This is a genomic window from Marinilabilia rubra (assembly GCF_003121985.1).
In the GTDB taxonomy this organism is placed as follows: Bacteria; Bacteroidota; Bacteroidia; order Bacteroidales; family Marinilabiliaceae; genus Marinilabilia; species Marinilabilia rubra.
This window is the reverse complement of the sequence record NZ_QEWP01000001.1, coordinates 206,734-228,886: the sequence shown is the minus strand read 5'-3', so window position 1 is coordinate 228,886 and position 22,153 is coordinate 206,734. Positions and strand designations below refer to the sequence as shown.

The window sequence follows — 22,153 nt, the reverse complement described above, 5'->3', positions numbered from 1 at the left end:
TCAACAAAGCGTTCTTTTTAAAAAATTCTCACCAAAGAATGTTTTCATTTTTTTATTTTCTTTCTGCAAATCTATTTCTTAAAATTTTTATTAACAAGTTTTTTTAATACTTTTTTACAAGAAAAAATTAACCACCTACCTCCAGACCGCAGTTAAAGCGTGAGACAGCCTCTACTATTTCATACGGAAAATAAAGAACAGGAAACAGCAATCAGAAAATATTTAAGAAGCAGAAAGCAAAAGAAAAGTCCGCACTTATTGAGAAGCAACGGACTTATTAAGAAATAATAACTAAAAGCCAGATTGGTTTTTAATTTTTTTTATTTACTTTTTTCATGAGTGGCCTCATCCACCAAATAGACAATCGACTTATAGGAAACGCCGCTGTGTAATGACAAACCTATTTCGCAGGTACGACTGGTGGAATAACCACTCTCAACCCCATCGGGCAATTGACGTTTTAGGGGTTTAAGCGCAGAGGCATTCAGCTCGGGATGAGTAAAACCGCGGTCACCTGCCCAGCCACAACACCCTACTTCATCGGGAACAATCACCTCTGCCGCGCACATCCTGGCTAACTGAAGTAACTCATCTTCCAGCCCCATTTTGGTACTGCTGCAAGTGGTGTGTATAGCAATTTTTTTATTTAGTCTCTTAAATTGAAGTCTGTCAGGGAAGTATTTTAAAATAAATTCAACCGGCTCGTATAAATCCAACTCTGAAGAAAGCGTTTCCTTCATTCTCAACAAACAGGGGCTCATATCGCAATACACAGGATATTTCCCATTTTCAGAAACAACCAGCAGCGCCTCATTGAGTTCTTTGGCTTTTCGCAGACCCTGCTCTTTAAAACCTTTACTATCGAAGGCCATTCCGCAGCATAGATTCTTCAAACCATCGGGGAAAACAACATTAAAACCGGCTTTCTCCAGTAACAGACGAGTCTTTTCCACCACTGCCATTTCGTTCCCATAATCGGCAGACTTTCCCATAGTGCGATTGATGCAGGTCGGGAAATAAACCACTGTATCCTTCTCTGAGTCCCGCCCATTTGACTTATAAACCGAAGATGAAGGCCCTCCATGGGGCATATTCGGATTCCACAAAGGGATGCGATGCCCCGACGCTTTAAATAAAAACCCGGAGATACCAGACATTACCGGGGTTCCCAAAACCCTATGCACACCACCAACCGTTCCCAGAACAAATCGTCCTGAGGAGGTAACTGAGCCCATATGATCTGCGATCCAGGAGGCAACACTATTGCCGGCAGAAGAGTTGCCATCAAACCGGAGTTCTTTAATTAATTTCCCGGTATTGATATCCACGGGGCAGGCCAGTTCACAAAGCCCATCGGTGGCACAGGTAGCTTCGCCATCGTAGTTGTATCTCTTCTTCAGCTCTGAAAGCCTTTCTTTATCTCTACCCTCCAGCGCCAATCGATGTATTTCGCGATAAATAACAATGCGCTGTCGCGGGGTAAGTGTTACCGCACGCGAGGGACAATTAATTTCACAAAACCCACACTCAATGCAATTGTCAATAAGATCATGAGCAACAGGAAGCGGCTTAAGATTTTTTAAATGAACATCCGGGTCATTATTTATTATGACTCCCGGATTAAGAATACCTCCGGGATCGATCACATTCTTAACCTTTTTCATCAGATCATAAATCTCACCCCCCCACTCTTCCTTCACAAAAGGCGCCATGTTGCGACCGGTTCCATGCTCGGCTTTCAGACTGCCATCAAACTCATGAACTACCAGTTTCACCAGAGCTTCCATAAACTTTCGATACTTCTCCACGCCGGCCCAGTCGTTAAAATCAGGCATCATTACAAAATGGATATTGCCATCCAGAAGATGCCCCCAAATCACATATCCTTCATATTCAAACTCCTCTATCAGCTTTTTCAGGGCAACCAAAGCATCACCCAGCACCTCTGCCCTGAAAGCCAAATCCTCAATAATACAGGCTGTTCCTTTGGGGCGTGCTGCCGCAGCAGAAGTAAAAAGGCCTTTTCGAACTTTCCAGAGCCGGTTATATTCATTCTTATCGGTAGTGAACTCAACAGGATAAACCGCATCAAAACGGGTGAGTGCTTTTTCAATTGACTTCATCTGGTTTTCAAGGACCTCTATCTCATCCGCAGAAGTCTCAATTAATAAAGCGACTACATCGTCCTCCAGTGTTTTAAGAACCGCAGGCATCCCTGGTTTATTTTCCACTGATCGTAAAGCATTCCGGTCCATCAGTTCGGCTGCACTTACGCTACAGCCCCGCAATGGCACAATGGCTTCACAAGCCGATTTGATATCTTTAAAAAAGACCATTGAGGTGGCCTTGAGATTAAACTCTTTGACAGTATTGAAACGCACCTCAGAAATAAACCCTAACGTTCCCTCGGAACCAACCATCAAATGCTGAAGGATGTCAATGGGATCTTCAAAGTCAATCAATGAGTTTACACCATATCCACAGGTGTTCTTTAATTCAAATTTATGCTGAATTTTTTGTCTGACTGTTTCATTGAATTTGGCAGATTTACTAAGAACCGTTAACTGACTTAACATGTCGGAGTGGGTTTCCTCAAAGCTTCTCCGGGATTCAGGATCGCCGGTATCGAGCACCGTACCGTCGGCCAGAACGATGCGCATGCTCTCAACTGTGTTATAACTATTATAGCGTATACCGTAACTGGCTCCACTGGCATTATTAGAAACAATACCGCCTATACGGGCCGAATTAATGGAAGCCGGACTTGGCCCTAATTTTCTACCATAGGGTGCCAAACGGGCATTTGCAAGGGCTCCGGTTATTCCGCTTTGAAAACGGGCACTGCCTCCATCAGAGGAAATCTCATAACCAGAAAACCCTTCGCCCGTATCAATAAGGACTGAGTTGGTTATGGTTTGCCCGCTCAAACTGGTACCTCCCGATTTAAACGTAACAGAAACATTAAAGAGCGCACATAACTCAAGCACTTTTACCACTTGTTGTTCCGATTCAACCCGTAAAACCAATTCAGGTATAAGTCGATAAAAACCGGCATCGGTGCCTTTGGCAAGGGTGTTAAGAGTGTCGGTAAAGATCTCTGACTCCGGCAGGATTGTGCGCAATTGTTGCCAGAACTTTTTTGATTTAATGTTTCCGTTTCCCATCGATAAAAGTTAATAGAAGTCAACTATGCTGCATCTAAAAAATTAGTCAGCAGTTTGAATGCCTTCAAAAGCCTATAATAGTCTTTTCTTTATTCATCATCACCCGTCTTGCAAATATATAATACATATTACAACTATACAATTTATTTTCTACTTCAAAAAAAGAGCTGCCCCAGGGGACAGCTCAATCAAATAAATTATTGTTTTAACTCACTTAGCCCACCAAAGTTTGGTGTCTTGCACGTCGGGGCCCTGAATATCAACGGCAGCTTGCGTATTAGCTCCATTTTTATTCCAAGCATCATTTCCATATCTCATCCTCTGAGGGTAACGACCGTTAATATCTCCAAGCCCATAAATATCAGGATCAGATACCCCATCAGCCAAAGAAGAAGGATAACCAAAATCACGCACCACAGCCCATGCTTCAAAGCCATCGGTATATGCTGCAATCCACCTTTGAATGGCAATTTTCTCCAGTTGCTCATCAACAGATCCTGTCAAAGATCCCAGCTCAGAATTTGCTATATAAGTATCAGCCTGAGCTGAAGAGATTTCCCAAACAGCCATTGCCTGACGAATCCCTTCCTGATATAGGAAATTGGCATCCCCTGAACCAAGCCCTCTGACAGCAGCTTCGGCCTGAAGGAAGTAAGATTCAGCTGTTTGCAAAACAATTTCCGGAAAAATATCTTCCCCCTGATTTTTTTGCTGAATGACAATATCCGCAGGTGTTGAGAAAAAATCATACTCCACATATGGATATGTATTTGAATTAATCCGGACCGGCTGGCCAACGTAATAAGTTGCTGGAGCAACATTGACAGTAACGGTATCGGCAATATCCTCGCGATCATAACTTACACCGGCCTGATTTAGCTCATCCAAAATAAAATTCACTCTGTCCAAAAATAAATCTCCTTCAGAACCTTCAGGTTTTACAAATTTGGCAGTTCCCCCTTCAGCTGGCTTAACATATTTTGATAGTCTGGGATCGTCCTCATTACGAAGATAATCTACCAAAGGCTTACTGACAGTCCAATCTGACCCGGCACCAAAGCTATGCCAAACATCTCCGTAAGCTGCGCTACCCCATTGAGAAATTTCGGCATCTTTCTCCATTAAACAATTATCATCCACGGTAGCCAGCAAAGGTGCACTTAAAGCCTCATTAATGGCGGTTTCAGAAAAATCATCGCCCTCTGCACCATAGGCTCGCAAAGCAATTCGAAGCTTTAGTGTATTTGCAAGTTTTTTCCATTTTTGAAGATCTCCATTATAGTAAAGATCATTATCACCAACATCATCAACGCCAACACCTGTTCTTTCGGCATCTCCAATTATTGACATAGCCTCTTCCAGATCTGCTATAATTCCTTTATAAATAACCTTCTGGGAATCAAATTCAGGAGTCACTATATCCGGATCTGCTGCCTGAGAATAAGGGATCATGCCAAAAACATCTGTAAACATCTGATAATACAAGCCCTTCATTATAAGACCCATTGCATACATATGTTCATTTTCAAATTCACCCCCGTTTTCGGTTAACTTCATAAAATTATCAAGCCCCCCCAGGTAGCCTTCCAGCCAACCCCACGCGGCATCGGTATAACCAGCGCTGTAAGAATATCCGAGTTCGTCGCTCCACCAACTGCTGTTGTGTCCGAAAGTGAAATGTCCTGCATAACGATCAGCATGAATTAAATGAGCCCGCCAATAAGGAAAACGATCAGGAGCAAACAATCTATATTGAGGATTAGTTAAAAAGAACTTCCCACTAACCTCATCACTATAGAAAACATCAGGCCTGGTGTTTATTTTTTCAAATTTATCGGTACACCCAACAATGATGACCATAAAAATGAATATCGAAAGAAAATATTTTAATTTCATAATTGTGTCATTTAAAATTTAACATTCAAGTTAAAACCTAAACTCCGCGTTGTTGGCAAGTTGTACCAAAGAACTCCCTGTGAAAAGTTACTTGTAGAAAAGCTAGATTCAGGATCGAAATTATCCATCTCTTTGTAAATAAAAAAGAGATTTCTTCCGATTAAACTTAGTGATGCATTCTGAACAAAAGTTTCCTCCAATATACGCTTCGGGATATTATACGTTAAACTTACTTCTCTTAACCGCACATTAGTGGCATCATAAACATATTCGGAGGCAATACTTGAAATTGCACCAAAGTAATCCCCTGAACTGATCCGAGTTGTATTTTCTACATAACTACCATCATCATCTAACCATACTCCATCAACCACAACACCATCCTCTCTGTATTTCAGGGTTCGCTCAGTAACACCTGAAGCATCAAGACCTGAGTCAGTTCCGGAATAAAGTTCTCCTCCAAAACGTCCATCAATCAAAAACCTCAAAGACAAATTTTTGTACTTAAATGTATTGGAAAATCCACCACTCCAATCGGGTTGATAGTTACCTAAATAAACTTTCTCATCAGAGGCTTGCGGACGACCTTGTTTATCCACAACCATACGACCATTGTCATTATATTTAAATGTCGTACCATAAATATCTCCATAACCACCCCCCACAGTAGCTTGAACAATTAAATTTCCAGAATTCGTTGTACTGAATGGAAACACCTCTGTATCCTCAATTAAGCTTATCAGCTCATTTTTATTCTTAGCATAATTAAAAGAGACATCCCAGCTGAAGTCTCCCAAATCCAAAGGGCGACCTCCTAATAAGAGTTCAACACCTGTATTCTGCAGTTCACCAACATTCTCCCTGAAAAAAGAATAGCCTGTAGAAGCGGGGACTTCGACATCAAAAATCAGATCTTCAGTTTTAATATTGTACCATGAAAAATCCCCGTACAACCTATTCTTCAAAAGACTCCATTCTAAACCGGCTTCAGTTGAAGTAATTAATTCTGCTTTTAAATCTTCGTTGAACCGGACACTCGGTCTGGTAACAACAACGGTTCCCAAATACCCTTCCTGCGCAAGGTTGTAGTATTCGTAAAGTTGATAAGGATTAGTATCGTTACCAACCTGGGCCAGACTGACCCTTACTTTAGCCATATCCAAAATATCCTCAGCTCCCGGAATCAGCTGCTCAGCCAATACAGAAAGACTCACCGAGGGATAAAAATACGACCAATTCTCTGAACTGAGGGTTGAGGACCAATCGTTCCTTCCCGTTACATCAAGATAGATCATATTTTGAAAAGACAACGAAGCGGCTCCATAAAGAGAATTAACAATTTTTTCCTGCAGCGGGGTATACCCGGGCACAGTCCTAAAAGCATTGTCTACCGTAGCTTTAGAGGGAATTTTAAAGTTTTCACCAAAGATATTGATTGATTCATAGGTCCGGTAGGAATGATTTCCACCCACATTAACATTAAGGTTAAAGCTGTCTGACAAATCTTTATTCAGACTCAGAAGAAAATCCACATTGGTCTCAGTATTTTTTCGTTTGGAGAAATTAAACCGCCCATCAGCAAAAAAATGATGTCCAGGCATTGTAACGGTCTCGATCTTTGTATTCACGATATCAGTTCCCACCCTAGCAAATGCAGAAAGCCAGGATGTAAACTCATAGTTCGCTTTAGCAAAACCAGTCCATCTTTGCCGGCTATCTTCATTCTTATCATGATTCAAAATCCAATACGGGTTCCCTCCGGATGAGGAATAAGTAATAACGTCCAATGATTCTTCTGGGTTCTGATAATTTTTCAAATCATCAACCCTTGTGTTCCTGGGCATTGGATAAACATAGGCCATAATACCTTCGGTTCCCTGTACAGCTCTGTTTTTCATATCCTGACTAAAGAATGTAACTTTAGCATCAAGTGTTAATTTGTCTGTTAAGTTGGAAAAACCCCGAAAATTAAAATTATGCCTGTCCAAATGTGAATTAGGCAAAATACCATTGGTTGAATTATTCGTATATGAGAACCTCAAATTGGCATCCTCATTACCCCCTTCCAATGAAATCGTATTTATTAATTGATACCCAGTTTCAAAGAAATCTTCAACATTATTGGGCTGCGCAATATATGGTTTCGTTTCTCCGGTCCAATAAAGCCGATCAGAACCATCGAAAGCAGGTCCCCATGAACCGTTCCCTTTTAACTGATCAAGTTCGGAGGGAATATTGCCTTGACTTCCTTGTCCGTATTTGTTCTGAAATTTCGGCAGAATCATTGGATTCTCGGCAGTATAACTAGATGAAACAGAAACCCCTAATCCTTTCCTGGCCTGTCCTTTTTTGGTCGTAATAAGGATCACTCCATTACCAGCTCTGGAGCCATAAAGTGCTGCAGCATTTGGGCCTTTCAAAACCGTTACGGATTCAATATCGTCCGGATTTATATCAGAAATACCTGTACCATAATCGGCACGAGAATACTCACCGGTGCCAGCTCCGGCGGCAGATCCAATACCAGAATTATCTATCGGCACTCCATCTACAACATAAAGCGGCTGATTCTCTCCTCTTAGCGAGTTATTTCCACGAATTAAAACCCTGGATCCACCTCCGGGACCTGAAGTAGATTGAGTAATAACTACACCTGCTACTTTTCCGGAAAGAGAATTCATAACATTAGCATCCTTTACGGTATTTAGCTCATCTCCTCCTAGTTCAGAAACAGAGTAACCAAGAGCCTTTTTCTCTCTTGAAACACCAAGCGCAGTGACAACGACCTCATCTACATCGAAAACAGCGGGTTCCATCTGGATATTCAAAGCGCCTGATGCTTCCGGAACAATTTCCTGCGTTGCAAACCCTACAAATGAAAAAACAACAGTTGCTCCATCAGAAATACTCAACGAATAATTGCCTTCCAAATCGGTAATAGTACCATTAGTGGTACCCTTCTCAACGACAGAAACCCCTGGAATAGGTGAACCATTGGAACTCTCGGTTACTATTCCTGAAATTTCAATTTGCTGAGCAGCAATAAATCCGGCATACAGCAACATTAATGCTGTAATAAGCCATTTTTTCAATAAAAGCTTCTTTTTCATAAACCTGAATTTAATTGTTTGAGAAAAATGCAGTAGTCAATTTAAATCCTTTTGGGTAGGAAATCCAGTTTTTAACAAGTTTATTTTTGACTTTATTTGTCTTTTTTCACTTACTTTTACAAAGTAATGATCTTTGTGGCACTTTTACAAGGGTTTTTTTATCCAACCCCAAGTCCTTTCTTGTTGTAATTATTACTACCTAAAACCTCGCCCTAATAAAAACAGTAAAACCTCATTCAAGTGTTTCCTCCTTCAGAAACTTAATAATAACCTGACTTTTAAAGCGGAAGACAAAAATTGCCGGTCAGAAATAAGAGGAAGTACTTAACTCATCATATAAAAATTGCTGAATGGAAGTTCGCACATTAAGCTCAAACAGCGCAACGTTTCTTCGTGTAGGGTAAACCCGGTTGGAAAGAAAAACATACAGTACTTTGTACTCCGGATCCATCCATACGAAAGTCCCGGTAAATCCGCTATGTCCGAAGCTGGAAGCCGAAACTCCAGGTGCGGGATAAGCATCATCCAAATCTTTTGAAGCATTGTCCAACAAAGGTTTATCAAATCCAAGCCCCCGCCGGTTTTGGTTTTCTGGAAATTGAACCCGGGTAAACTCATCCATCACCTGCCGGGGTATGATTTGTTGTCCGCCATAGTTGCCTTTATTGAGATACATTTGCATCAATTTGGCCAAATCATTGGCATTGCCAAACAAGCCGGCATTGCCACTCACTCCCCCAAATACAGCGGCAGCTTCATCATGCACCCGACCGTGGACCTGACTTTCGCGGTAAAAAAGATCTACCTCGGTGGGTGGAATATCGCTTTTTGTAAAGCCTTTGTTCAAAGGATTGTAAACAAGTCTGGCTGCCCCAAGAGGTTTGTAAACCTCAGAATAGAGAAGTTCTTCATAGGAAGTGCCTGTCATTTGAGAAATCATTTCAGGATAAACCAAAAAAGAAAGCCCCGAGTAACGGTATTCAGTATCCGGAAGCAGATCTGAACGACGGATTATCCGATAGATCTTCTTTGTAAACCTTTCTTTTAAGTAAAGATGCTCGTCAACCTGGTAAGGAAAGTCAGGAGAGGCTTCCAAACGATAAAGATTTCGCTTAAACCTCCCATCCCGTTTGGTCTCGCGCCAAAACCCCAAATAGGGCACTAATCTGGCCTGATGAGCGAGTATTTGCCGCAATGTCAGAGTATCTTTATTGGAACAATGAAAAAGCCCGTTCTTCCAATCTGCCCAATAATCAGAAAACGGCCGGTCAAGATCAAGTACCCCGCTGCCGTTTAGTTGCATAAGCAGTGGCAGAGGACCGCTTATTTTTGTCACAGAGGCCAAATCGTACAAATCGCTATTTTGAACCTTCTGTCGTTTGTCATAAGTATGATATCCATAAGATTTCCGGAGAATGACTTTTCCATTCACGGCCATCAAAATCTGGCACCCGGGGAACGCCTCCTGATCAATGGCGTTGTTCACCACACTATCAATTCGCTCATTCAGACGATCTCCATTCAGCCCTAAAGAATCGGGATGCGTATATTCAAAACGGAGACCACCTTTAGATGCAATTCCATGGCCTTTGGCATACATTCCGGGGATCTCCTTTTGCAATGTTCCATGAACACCCATTCCGCCAAAAAGCGACTGGGCGGCTAAATCCTGACTTACAGAGTCACTCTTTTCACTCAACAAAACGCCATCAGCATCAGCAATTCCGGTCCACTGAGTCATCGTCTCAGGCTTGCCAAAAAAGACCACTACCGAAGAATGCTTGTCCATTAGCTTCTTAATTAACGGACTGATTCCGAGAATAGAGTCTGAGGCGTTCAATCCTACAATTAACTGAGTCTTTGTCTCGCGGCTTTTTAGCTTCAATATTTTTTCTTCAATGCTGTCTAAAGGAATCGTAAACACCGGCATTTCCAGATAATCCATAAGGCGGTTTTTGAAAACCGGTAAATCACCCTGAAGAAGGCATTGGAAGTTGGATTGATCGAGGTTTTTGAGAGGAAATGTTTCGTTACTATTATTGAGGAGGATTAAATGGGGAGGTTTTAAAGAAGCGGAGTCATTAGAAATATAAAACTGACCCGCATCATCATAATTCTTTTGTCGGGATATTGTGAGTGTATCTTCCGGGCTATATCGGAATCCCACGGGGAAAAGTTTTCCAGGGAAAAGAAATATCAAAGAAAAAAGAAACACTATTTTATTCATCACCAAAAGCCTGTTTGAGATAATCCTCCATTAAAGTTATGGATTTTGAAATAATATTTCCCGTTTTTTTTAACCCCGGGGAGGCAACTTTGCAGATAGCTCCCCGGGGAATAAATAAAACAAACCGCTATTAATTTGAACTTACATAGCCGTCATTTTGCTCTATTTCTCCTGTTGTCAGGTCAATTTCAGCCTGTGGTACCGGCCAGTATTTCTTAGCGTCAGTCCACCCCGGAAGTGTATCAGCTCTACCAAGTCTCAATAAATCATGGTAGCGATCATTTTCACCGGCTAATTCCAAACGTCTTTCAGTGTAAATAACCTCTAATAAATCCTGCCCCGACTCAGTAGCATCAGCCAAACCTGCACGATTTCGAACCAGATTTAATTTATCTCTGGCTTCTGCATCTTCTCCCAATTGAGCACTGGCTTCTGCATAAATAAGCAGAACTTCAGCATAGCGCATCAGACGAATATTATTGGCATTATTCCTAATAGATAAAGCACGGTTTTCAGGACTTACATACATTTTTTCGTTGTAGAAACCTGTGCGGTTAAATGTCAGAGCATCTTTTCCTTCCTCCAAAGCAGCTTCTGCTTCAGCAATCGCTGTTGCATCTCCGGACTCCTCAGCATCTTCCAATGCCTGGTAAAGATCAGTCAGTTCTGTTTCAAAAACTTCCTCCGTAGTCAAAAGAGTGGCATCTCTTCGAACAACATCATTTGCAGCAACAAAAGCATTATTTAAGTCTTCTGTTGGCTGATTAATCCCATATCCGTAAGTAATATTACGAGGCAACATAAACAATGTCTGGAAATTTCCATTATTCCGGAAAGCAGAAGTTTGTGTTTCTGACTCATGATATGAGATCTCCATGATTGACTCCATTCCATGTTCCCCCTCAAAACTAAACACATGTGCATAATCCGGGTCTAACTGATATTCATTGGAAGTAATGATTTTGGATGCCCAATCCTGAGCTTCAGTCCAGTTTTCCATATAAAGATTTGCTTTGGCCAAATAGGCATGAGCAGCACCTTTTGTAACACGCCCCAAATCTTCTGTTGCATATTCACTCTTCAGCGGAAGATCAGCAGCAGCCAATTCCAGTTCGCTAATAATGAATGCAAAAACATCTTCTCTGGATGACTGACCAATCTTCTCGGTAGCAGTTTTAACCCAATGATCAACGATAGGAACATCCCCAAAAGCTCTTGTCAGCTCATAGTGATAAAAAGCTCTCAGAAAACGGGCTTCAGCAATCAACCTGTTCTTCAGCTCAAGAGAAGAAAAAAGATTGTCATTCATTTTTTCGATACCTTCCATCGCCTGGGAGGCTTTATTGATACCGCGGTAACAAAGTCTCCATTTGTTGGTAACATAGTGCATATCGGGAGTTCCATTAAAATTCTTCAATGGTTCAAATCCGGCATTGTCACCATCACTTCCACTATAAACAGCATTGTCACTTAAGGTTTCACCAAAAGCCCAAAGTGTCCATCCGAACCGATAATCTTTAAGATCGGAATAGGCTGCCGTTACGTTATGGATGGCTTTCTCTTCACTGTTGTAATACACATCGAAAGTTTCTTCACCCAGCTTTTCTCTCTCCAGAAAGTCTTCGCACGAAGACACAAGAAGCAAGAGAATTATTCCAATTATATAATTTATCTTACTCATAATATTCAATTATTACAATGATTAAAACTGCATTTTAACACCAAAAGTATATACCTGAGCCTGAGGATAAGTACCGATATCAACTCCGCGGCTTAAGTAGTTGGTTGATGACCTCTGACCAATTTCAGGATCAGCTCCGCTGTAATCGGTTTTTGTCCATAAATTCTGACCTGAGAAATAAACTTTAAGAGCTTTTACCCCCACAGGCGAAAGGAACTTTTCAGGAATATTGTATCCCACAGTCAGGTTTTTAAGACGGATGTAACTGCCATCTTCGACAAAACGGTCCGATGTACGATTGGTATTGTTGATATCATTTCCATCAAGACGAGGCATATCGGTATTGGTGTTCTGCGGAGTCCATGAGTTAAGCATATCTTTATGCTTATTGGTTTCATCAAACTTGTACAGGTGCGTCTTCATGGCATTAAAAATCTCATTCCCTTGCGAGCCCTGGAAGAAAAGAGAGAATTCAACACCCTTATAATTTAAACCACCATTAAGTCCATAAGTAAAATCCGGAATGGGACTTCCAAGGAATGTGCGGTCGTCATCATTAATAAGACCATCTTCGTTGGTATCCACAAATTTTAGATCTCCGGGCTCAAGCCCTGCATTGTCTGCTCCAACCTGAGCGGCATGATTGTCAATCTCGGCCTGAGTCTGGAATACACCGTCTGTTTTATATCCGTAGAAATAACCAATGGGTTGTCCTTCTTCAGTTCGGGTTGCAGAACCGCCATAATAAGAACCTCCTGTAATAGGTTGACCGTTACCAAGAGATAAAACTTCATTATTGTAGGTAGATATATTGAACCCTACATTATAGCGAAGATCTGCATTAACTCTCTCTTTGTAATTCAAAGATAACTCCAGGCCAGTATTACGAACCGAACCAACATTTGAAACAGGTCCACCTTCATATCCATAATACATAGGAATGGGTACGCCAACCAACATATCTTCGGTATCCTTCAAATACCAATCGATAGTTGACTGTAAGCGACCATCAAAAAGAAGCGCGTCTAAACCAAGGTTATACGATTCAACGGTCTCCCATTTTATATCCTGATCCCTCATATTCACTACAACATATCCCTGGTCAAAATTCTCTTCAGGACCAAAAAGATAGCGGTATTGCGCGTTTCCACTCATGGTCGTTTGGTAAGGATAGTAGCCAATATTATTGTTCCCTATTTGTCCCCAACCTGCACGTAACTTGAGAGAGCTAATCCAATCAATATTTGACATAAAGGCCTCCTCAGACATTTTCCATCCTAATGCCAAAGAAGGGAAATAGCCCCACTTGTTGCCTTCAGGGAACCGTGAAGAACCATCGGCACGAAAGTTAACTGTTACAAGGTATTTGTTATCGAAGCTGTAATTTAACCTTCCCAGATAAGACATAAGTCCAACTTCAGATGCATTTCCGGAAACATAATCACCATCTGCGGCGGCATTAAAATACCATAACGCCTCGTCTTCGTTGGGAATATTTTTCTTCGAAGCACTTGTCCACTCGTAAGTACCTTCTTCCATTGTATAACCAGCCATTACACCTAGTTCGTGACGATTAAACGATTTATTGAAGGTCAGAACATTTTCCCAAGTCCAGTAGTCTCCTTTATTATAGCCTTGAGAAACCTCATTTTCAACATTCTGCTGATTTACATTCACATAATATACAGGTTCGAAATCATAGGAATCATTCCTATAGCTGTTTTGATTGTAAGTCGTTTTGAAGCTCAGGCCAGAAATAAACTCATATTCTGCATAAATATTACCCAGTAAATTCAATTTCTCATTACGGGCATTTTCATAGGCAATCTGGGCAACCGGATTTGGATAATCGGTAAAAGCAGAGTATCCATACTCACCAGTTTCTTTATTATTCCATACCGGCACAACAGGTTCAAGCTTAATAGCTGTATTTATAACACCGGTATGATACGATCCTTCAAGTATTGATTCCTGTTCACTGGTTTGAATGTTAATATTAGATCCAATTGTGAATTTATCAGATACATGATAGTCGGAGTTAAGTTTCAAAGTTCGTCTCTGAAATTCACTACCCTTAATGGTCCCTTCCTGACCAAAACCGCCTACACTTAACGAATAGGTGAGTTTTTCAGAACCTCCTGCAACATTTAAATTAACGTCATAAATCGGAGCAACCCTGGTCAACTCATCAAACCAATCAGTATTTTGATTAGGATCCACAATTGAAAGATCAAGAGCAGATGTACGGGTATTATTCAGTTCTTCCTGAATACCGTACCATTCTGACCCGGAGGTGGTTTCCCAGTTATTAATTACCTGTTGGGTGCCATAGTAAGCATTGAAATTCACACGGGCTTCCTCGTTTAATCCACCTTTTTTGGATGTAATCAACACTACCCCATTGGCACCCCTTGAACCATAAATAGCAGATGCTGAAGCGTCTTTCAATATTTCAATAGATTCGATGTCATTGGCATTCAAAAAGTCAATATCAGAAACAGGAATACCGTCAACAACATATAAAGGATCTGCGTTATTGATTGTCCCGATACCACGTACCCGGACAGCTAAAGATCCCCCCGGAGCGCCTGAATTAGATACTATCTGAACTCCGGCTACACGCCCCTGCAATGCTTGGTCAACGCTGGCAATAGGCTGATCTTCAAGTTCCGAAAAATCAACAGATGCGACAGATCCGGTGATATCACTTTTTTTCTGCACGCCATAACCAACCGCCACCACTTCATCGAGATTAACCAACTGTTCCTCTAAAACCACGTTAATTTCTCTCTGATTCTCAACATTTATTTCCACAGTTTTCATTCCTATAAATGTGAAAACGAGAGTCTGGTTCTGTTCTAAAGATATTTCATAATGTCCATCCATATCTGTGATTGTCCCCGATGTAGGTTGACTTTTCACAAACACGTTGGCTCCGGGGATTGGTTCCCCTTCCAGGTCCTTAACAACTCCGGAAACATTTATATCCTGAGCTGAAGCGAGATGACCCACCAAAAAGGTCAACAACAAAGAAAAAATTATTCTTCTCATAAAAATAAGGATTTAATAATTAACAATGTAAGTTTCATAGACAATCTATCTGTTTCACAGACTTTCTCATTAACAGAGAAAGTCTTTTTTATTGATTCATAATTTGATTTATATTTATTATATAAATTATTCATTATCATTATTTATAGTTCAAAACTTGCAAGTAATCATACCCTTTTCATCCATAGATAATCTTAACTTTCCACCACCCCAATACCGGGCCGATCAGGCAAGACAATTCTGCCATCCACCACTTTCAAACCATTAAAAACATCATTACTAATCAGGAGATTTCCATCCAGATCGGCCCAATGGGCCATGGGGGAGAGTTGGGCTGCAGCAGTAACGGCACAGGAAGTTTCGGTCATACATCCAAACATAACTTTCATACCAAGAGATTTGGCTGTGAGCGCCATTTGATGGGCCGCCCTCATACCGCCACATTTCATTAGCTTTATATTGATACCATTGTAGAGTCCGTATGCTTTACGCACATCGTCAACAGTTTGAAGTGCTTCATCAGCCACTATTGGCAGCGGACTTTCAGCGGCCAGCCAGGCCAGATCGTCAATAGCGGTTTTGGGCATGGGCTGTTCCACAAACACCACACCTTCTTCCTTAAGCCAGTGAATCAGGTCAAGGGCTTCACGGCGATCTTTCCATCCCTGATTGACATCCACACAAATGGGTTTGTCAGTTACCGACCTTACCGACTGAATCATTTCCTGGTCGTTGCCACCTCCAAGCTTGACTTTTAATATATTGTATGGGGCAGCCTCCCGCGTTTTCTCCTTTACCACTTCGGGCTTATCAATTCCAATAGTGAAAGAAGTATCGGGCGTTTCGGCAGGATTCAGTCCCCAAATGCGGTACCAGGGCTGCCCCATCAGTTTCCCGACCAAATCGTGAAGGGCAATATCCACGGAAGCTTTGGCAGCATAATTCCCGGAAGCAATCTGATCCACATAATTCAGTATATCTTCCATTAAAAACGGATCTTTAAAGCGGGACAGATCAACTTTTGAAAGAAATTTTCGTACCGATTCATGACTCTCACCCAGATATGGAGGCATAGACGCTTCCCCGTAACCAATAATTCCGTCATACTCAATTTCGGTAAGCATAACCGGAGTTGTTGTTCTGCTACCGGCAGCTACGGTAAAAACGTGTTTCAATTGCAATTCGTAAGGCTTGAATCTTAGAACCATTGACTTCCCTCCTGTTGTTGTTTTTTTATTTGCTGTCTGCTGACATCCTGCCAACGTGGGTACCATAAAAGCAGATCCGGCCAGCATCCCTGCCACCTTAATAAAGTCTCTTCTGTTTTTAATAAGCTTCATACTCTCGGCTTTTTAATTAACATACCAGGGGTGTTCCAACATGGGTATTATTCCCTCAGAGTCTTCCATGCCCCGGATGCGTCGAACCTGTTTCAGTGTACGTTCTCTGTAATCGCTGTAGTTGGCTCTGGTACTATCAAGACTGTTTATTTTTACCCTTCCGGCTTCATGTATAAACTCAGAGTCTCCAATATAAAGCCCCACATGAGTAATCCGTTCACTGTTCTCATTGGGGGCGAAGAAAAGCAGATCACCAATGTCGAATCCTTGCCACCCCTCATCAACCTGCACAGCCTCTCCATGACGAGCCTGCAAGGAGGCATCTCTGGCTAAAATAACCCCGTTCATTTGATAAACAGTCTTTGTAAACCCGCTGCAGTCAAGGGCCCTGACAGAAGTTCCTCCCCATAAGTAAGGAGTTCCCAATAAATCCAGGGCATCCGCCTTAACCTTCTGAATATCTACCGGAACAGAGAAGGTGGATTCCTTAAATGGAACGACCTGACTTTCTTCAACAACACCCACCTTTCCATCAGGGGTTTCCACAACAAAACCACCTGGTGCTTTGTCCATAACTTCCAATATATTACCGGCCACAAGATCTCTTACCACATGTTCGCCTGATAAATCTTTCAGGTTTTTACTCCTTTCAATTACCATCACCCTCCCGGCACTTTTCCAGGTGTTCCATTCCTGCTTGTTCATATAATGAATAGAACCGGCTTCACACCACCCCAGATATTTATCAGGAGTCTGAATAAAAACCCAGCCACCCTCTTTTTTCAGAACCTTTACAGGCGTTCCCATTAGTGCCTGACTCAGCATTGAACTTGTGTGAGAAGGCGAAGATCTAATAGTAGTCACACTCAATTCAACCAGTGCATGAAGTTCTGGCACTCCCATCGGAAGAACCTTGATACTGTCCTGAATTTTAAAACCTTTTTGCTTAAGTTCGGAAAGCAAGCGCCCTTTTAAAGCATCGTCATCCAGCTCTCCATGCAATATATAAGTCATTCCTCCAACCCGCTCAGGGGAGATGCTAAAAACCTGTTCCCGCAAGTCTCCCACATGTTCAACCCTAAACCGGGAGATCTCATCATCCATTATCTCATCATTCTTGCATTGCGTAAATGCAAATAAAAGGGAGACAATTATTACAAATTTTAAAACATCCATACAGAACTTTGCTACTAGTATATATTCTTGTATTACATCTTACAGACTTCAAAAATAATGTTAAGATTTCAAAATCCAAACAAATTTTCAACTTTTTATACCACATAACATGTATTACATGTTTAAAATCACCCATAAAATTCCGCTAGCCCTTTATTAATAGTCCATTTAAAATTACAGACCACCTTGAAAAAATTATATTTTTTTACATTTCGGGAAGATACTCGACCTCCATTTCCCGTGACCACTGATTAAAGTATAAATTTCCTCTCTCCCATTCGGCTTCCCCTCTCTGAAAATCCCATGGTTCACTACGCAGCCATTTCTTAGGCGGGCAGAATTCTCTGCCATAATCATTATTGACAATAAACCTGTAAGCATCAATGCCGGATATATAAAATTCTCTAATTCTGATATTCCGGCTTTTCTGAAGCTTAAAAGATACATCAACAGGCACCCATCCAACTGTAGGGTACCAAACTTCACACCAGTCGTGAAGATTGACATACCCTGGATGTAACATCCAGCCACTTTGCCATCGCGCGGGAATTCCTTTATACCTGCACAGAGTCATAAACAATAAAGTCTGCATGCCGCAGTCCCCATGCATGTGTTCAAGCGTATATTCAGGAATATTGGAAATAAGACCATACTCTACGGCGGACGCCCAGGGGATATTTGAATCTATCCAATAATAAAAAGCCTTTACAACTTCATAGGGGGTCATATCAGGATGAGTAAGGGAATCTGCCAGATGCCTGATTTTTTTCGAAAATACAATATGAGGATGCCTCTCCCCGAGATGCCTTCCAATGGAATCGGGAACATCTCCAAACCGGATGGGAGATAAAAGAGAAGGCGAAAAATAACTGGCATGCCCGGTAATACCAATAGTTGAAGAGAATGTAACAGGCGAATCTTTAGCAGAGACCTGACTTAAAAAGAGCGATTGATGAGGGCAATTAATACCACTAATACCGGGTTCAGCAGGATGACTCCGGAAAAGTCTTACCCCGGTTTGACGTTCGCAATCTCTTGCGCCGTAAGGCATCCACGCTGAAATCAGAGTTCCAGAGGGAACAACCCCCGGCATAAAGGTCATCGAATATTTTAGCATCATCGAAGCATCCAATACAGGCTCTCCATTCACTTCATCCCCGTAAGCCATCAGTACTTCTTGAATGTGTTTAACGCAAAATTCGCCAAGCCCTTTTTCATTTAGTCCCGTATAACCGGCCAGGGATCTGAGAGAATCGTTAAGCAAAAAAAGATTGTAAACAGCATTCCTGAAATACCATTTCACCCCATTCATAAACTTATACTCCAGCATACCTCTTTTCTCCCATTGCTGAATCAGCCCTTCAGAACATTTCACTCCCTTTTGCTCAATGGCTTTTTTGAGCTGGGAGGAAGATACAGGGTATTCAAGCCGAAAACGGTGCATATAATCCTTCAGACTGTCTGCAAAAACGATGTATTCATGCTCAGAAACATTTATCGAATCCAGAAGGAATTCAACTTTGTCAAATTCGCCGCTTTCAAATAAACAGGTAAGCCGCTCTTTTAAACCGTTTTCAAATTTCATATTATTGCAGGATAAACCGGATAAAAAAGAAATGGTAATTAACAGATTGATTATTTTTTTGAAACGATCAGCCATCCGATTGTATTAAAAATTCAAAAACTTTGCATACTTTTGTTTGTTGTATTACATATTACAAACCTACAACGAACTCGTCACAAAAACAAGAATTTTTCGAACCAGGGGTTACTTTTAACATCCAAGCGGGAGTTTCAGGATGTTTTTCCAAAGAGCCCCCGTTTAAAATAAAGACAAACATGAAACTTATATTATCTTTTTTATTTCTGGGAATGTTTTTCAACAGCCCGGCCCAGGTAAAAACGGGCATTGAAACCTTAAAGAATCACAATTTTGCTTATCTCGAAGGAAAAAAAGTGGGTTTAATAACCAACCCCACAGGTGTTGATTCAAATCTGAAATCCACCGTTGACATTCTGCATGAGGCAGAGAATGTGGAACTGGTAGCATTGTACGGACCGGAGCATGGAGTTAGAGGTAATATTGCAGCAGGCGAAAAGGTTGAAAATGCCACCGACCCCGCCACAGGCATCACCGTATTCAGTCTATACGGAAAAACGCGTAAACCAACACCCAAAATGCTTGAAGGAATTGATGTGCTGGTTTACGACATTCAGGATATCGGATCAAGGTCTTACACATTTATAAGTACGCTTGGATTGGCCATGGAGGCCGCAGCAGAAAACAACATTGAATTCATGGTGTTAGACCGTCCCAACCCTTTAGGCGGAAACAAGTTTGAGGGCGCTGTAACCGAGCCGGAATTCACTTCATTCGTAAGTCAGTTTCCGATAACTTATGTTCACGGCTTTACGGTTGGAGAACTGGCCACTTACCTGAATAAACAGAAACTATTAAAAGACGGAGTACAGTGCGACCTGACAGTCATCAAAATGGAGGGTTGGAAACGCGACATGAATTTTGAAGAAACAGGGTTGCCCTGGGTGATGTCTTCTCCACATATCCCACACGCTCATTCGGCTTACTACTATCCGGCATCGGGTATTTTAGGCGAATTGTATGTTTACAATATCGGCGTGGGCTACACACTGCCCTTTCAGCTCTTTGGAGCCGACTGGCTGGATGCCAACCAGCTTGCCAAAAAGCTACAGGCACTGGAATTACCAGGCGTTATGTTTCGTCCGGTCTACTTCAAACCTTACTACAGCACTTATAAAGGCGAAGAAATTGAAGGCGTTCAGGTTCATCTCACCGAGATTGAAAAAGCCCCTTTGTCGCTTATTCAGTTTTATGTGCTTCAGGAAGCTTACAAGATGAATCCTGAAAAGAATGTTTTCGAGATGTGCGAGCCATCACGTTTGGGGATGTTCGACAAAGTATGTGGAACCGATAAAGTAAGAAAGGCTTTTGAGAAAAATTTCAAAGTGAAAGACATCATGAAGCTCTGGACACAGGACATTGAGAAGTTTAAAAAATCGGCTAAGAAGAGTTTTCTCTATTAATTGATTAAGAACGCAGATGACACAGACGGAACCGATGTTCGCAGATTCTCCTCCCCCTGCTTCTTTGACGTATACTTGAATAACAAGCCACTTGCTCTTTCATTGTCGTCGCAGATGACGGTGAAACACCCACTCGTTGAAAACGAGAGGAAGTAGATAGCAGGACAGTCTGCATTGCCCTGTAAATTTCTTCCGATGGCCTCCTGCAACCAACAACCAGCTCCCGACTATAACGACAGGCCTTGGCAGGCTGCAGAAAGTCGTAAGAACCAAACAAGATTCCAGATTTAGCTGCACAGGGTCGTTATTTTCAATTTAAAGGCTGCAGCAGCCTGCAGGAAGCATCCGGCGTTGTAGAAAACGTGCTGCAGTCTGCAGGAAGAAATAAATTTTGGCAGAAACGGGCTGCAGGCTGCAGGGGACTGTAAAAATCAATTTAGGGCCTCAAGTTGTCTGTCCGGGGTCGTTATTCCCTTTTAATGCCTAAAAATCCGGTGGCTAAAAACGATATTTTATATTTATGAGTGGAAGTTACCTGCCGCCCTACCCTTCGTTTGCAACGAGGGGTTCACCCACCCTCGTCTTTGACGGGAAATTAAAATACAAGTCATCCCGAAATCTTTGTCGCCACAAACAACATTAAGTTACCCATACCTTGAAAACGAAAGCATTTTGCCAAATTCAGTTTTATTCCCTCAACAAATCCAGCAACTCCACCAGATGACTAATCTCTTCAAAATTTTTCAGGTTATCCGGTTTTTCAACCTCTTCGAGCGTCCACGTAACGTGATAAGGAACATACACCGCATGGGCTCCAATGTTTAAAACAGGAACGATGTCTGATTTCAGAGAATTACCCACCATTAGAAAATCTTCAGGAGCAATGTCTAAATGAGCCAGAAGCTTGCGGTAGTTGTCCTCTTTTTTATCGCTCATCACCTCCACATGGTGGAAGTACTTCTCCAGTCCCGACTTAGCGAGTTTCCTCTCCTGGTCGAGCAAATCCCCCTTCGTAGCCACAATAAGCTTTACCCGTTCCTCCGAAAGGGCTTGCAGTACTTCATGCACGCCGTCCAAAATCTCCACAGGCTTTTGCAGAAGAGATTTGCCCAGTTCCAGTATTTGGGCAATCACCTGCTGATCCACTTCACCTTTACTCTTTTTTTGTGCCGTTTCTATCATGGAGAGCACAAACCCTTTTACGCCATAGCCATATAATTCAAGGTTTTTAATAACGGTCTTCAAAAGCTCCGCGGAAATCTCTTCCTCTGTGCCGTATTTGGAAAGCAACCTGCAATAGTCACTTTCCATTCCTCTGAAATAGGGTTCATTCATCCATAAGGTGTCATCAGCATCAAAGGCAATGACTTCAAAATTGGTATTAATTTTCACAATAGATCGTTAGATTTTTAGATACCTGCCTGACAGCAGTCAGGTTAGATGTA

11 protein-coding genes are annotated in these 22,153 nt (G+C 41.7%); 1 reads left to right on the top strand and 10 read right to left on the bottom strand.

Annotated elements, in window-relative coordinates:
• Window positions 1-320 precede the first annotated feature (320 nt).
• From DDZ16_RS00975 to DDZ16_RS00935, 9 genes are all read right to left on the bottom strand, one after another.
• Entirely contained in the window at window positions 321-3,164 is a 2,844-nt protein-coding gene (locus DDZ16_RS00975) for an FAD-binding and (Fe-S)-binding domain-containing protein (protein WP_109262546.1), read from the bottom strand.
• Between the two features lie 210 nt (window positions 3,165-3,374).
• Window positions 3,375-5,060 carry a SusD/RagB family nutrient-binding outer membrane lipoprotein gene (locus DDZ16_RS00970; protein WP_109262545.1) on the bottom strand — a complete coding sequence of 562 codons (1,686 nt, stop codon included), beginning with the start codon at window positions 5,058-5,060 and terminating at the stop codon, window positions 3,375-3,377.
• A gap of 11 nt (window positions 5,061-5,071) precedes the next feature.
• Window positions 5,072-8,170 (bottom strand): SusC/RagA family TonB-linked outer membrane protein, encoded by a 3,099-nt coding sequence (locus DDZ16_RS00965; protein WP_109262544.1) that lies wholly within the window; start codon window positions 8,168-8,170, stop codon window positions 5,072-5,074.
• Window positions 8,171-8,474: 304 nt separating this feature from the next.
• Window positions 8,475-10,337, bottom strand: coding sequence for a serine hydrolase domain-containing protein (locus DDZ16_RS00960; RefSeq protein WP_158275583.1), 1,863 nt, complete (start codon window positions 10,335-10,337; stop codon window positions 8,475-8,477).
• A gap of 190 nt (window positions 10,338-10,527) precedes the next feature.
• Window positions 10,528-12,078 carry a RagB/SusD family nutrient uptake outer membrane protein gene (locus DDZ16_RS00955; RefSeq protein WP_232526519.1) on the bottom strand — a complete coding sequence of 517 codons (1,551 nt, stop codon included), beginning with the start codon at window positions 12,076-12,078 and terminating at the stop codon, window positions 10,528-10,530.
• A 21-nt stretch (window positions 12,079-12,099) separates the two neighbouring features.
• A complete protein-coding gene (locus DDZ16_RS00950) occupies window positions 12,100-15,129 on the bottom strand; it encodes a SusC/RagA family TonB-linked outer membrane protein (RefSeq protein WP_109262542.1) in 3,030 nt (1,009 codons plus the stop codon).
• 194 nt (window positions 15,130-15,323) lie between these two features.
• Window positions 15,324-16,469, bottom strand: a complete 1,146-nt coding sequence (locus tag DDZ16_RS00945; protein WP_109262541.1) for a dipeptide epimerase — start codon at window positions 16,467-16,469, stop codon at window positions 15,324-15,326.
• A gap of 12 nt (window positions 16,470-16,481) precedes the next feature.
• Window positions 16,482-17,645 (bottom strand): C40 family peptidase, encoded by a 1,164-nt coding sequence (locus DDZ16_RS00940; RefSeq protein ID WP_109262540.1) that lies wholly within the window; start codon window positions 17,643-17,645, stop codon window positions 16,482-16,484.
• 205 nt (window positions 17,646-17,850) lie between these two features.
• The gene (locus DDZ16_RS00935) at window positions 17,851-19,230 is read right to left on the bottom strand and encodes a transglutaminase-like domain-containing protein (protein ID WP_158275582.1); all 1,380 of its coding nucleotides are present in this window, start codon (window positions 19,228-19,230) and stop codon (window positions 17,851-17,853) included.
• A 254-nt stretch (window positions 19,231-19,484) separates the two neighbouring features.
• Here DDZ16_RS00935 and DDZ16_RS00930 point away from each other — a divergent pair, with 254 nt between their 5' ends.
• A complete protein-coding gene (locus DDZ16_RS00930; protein WP_109262538.1) occupies window positions 19,485-20,708 on the top strand; it encodes an exo-beta-N-acetylmuramidase NamZ family protein in 1,224 nt (407 codons plus the stop codon).
• Between the two features lie 687 nt (window positions 20,709-21,395).
• Here the strand turns inward: DDZ16_RS00930 and DDZ16_RS00925 are convergent.
• Window positions 21,396-22,100: an HAD family hydrolase gene (locus tag DDZ16_RS00925; RefSeq protein ID WP_232526518.1), complete on the bottom strand. Its 705-nt coding sequence runs from the start codon at window positions 22,098-22,100 to the stop codon at window positions 21,396-21,398.
• Between the last annotated feature and the right edge of the window lie 53 nt (window positions 22,101-22,153).

Bases quoted from the DNA above. Each gene is read 5' to 3' on its own strand.
- DDZ16_RS00940 (WP_109262540.1), bottom strand. From the start codon at position 17,645: ATGGATGTTTTAAAATTTGTAATAATTGTCTCCCTTTTATTTGCATTT.
- DDZ16_RS00970 (WP_109262545.1), bottom strand. From the start codon at position 5,060: ATGAAATTAAAATATTTTCTTTCGATATTCATTTTTATGGTCATCATT.
- DDZ16_RS00935 (WP_158275582.1), bottom strand. From the start codon at position 19,230: ATGAAATTTGAAAACGGTTTAAAAGAGCGGCTTACCTGTTTATTTGAA.
- DDZ16_RS00965 (WP_109262544.1), bottom strand. From the start codon at position 8,170: ATGAAAAAGAAGCTTTTATTGAAAAAATGGCTTATTACAGCATTAATG.
- DDZ16_RS00955 (WP_232526519.1), bottom strand. From the start codon at position 12,078: ATGAGTAAGATAAATTATATAATTGGAATAATTCTCTTGCTTCTTGTG.
- DDZ16_RS00950 (WP_109262542.1), bottom strand. From the start codon at position 15,129: ATGAGAAGAATAATTTTTTCTTTGTTGTTGACCTTTTTGGTGGGTCAT.
- DDZ16_RS00945 (WP_109262541.1), bottom strand. From the start codon at position 16,469: ATGAAGCTTATTAAAAACAGAAGAGACTTTATTAAGGTGGCAGGGATG.
- DDZ16_RS00930 (WP_109262538.1), top strand. From the start codon at position 19,485: ATGAAACTTATATTATCTTTTTTATTTCTGGGAATGTTTTTCAACAGC.
- DDZ16_RS00975 (WP_109262546.1), bottom strand. From the start codon at position 3,164: ATGGGAAACGGAAACATTAAATCAAAAAAGTTCTGGCAACAATTGCGC.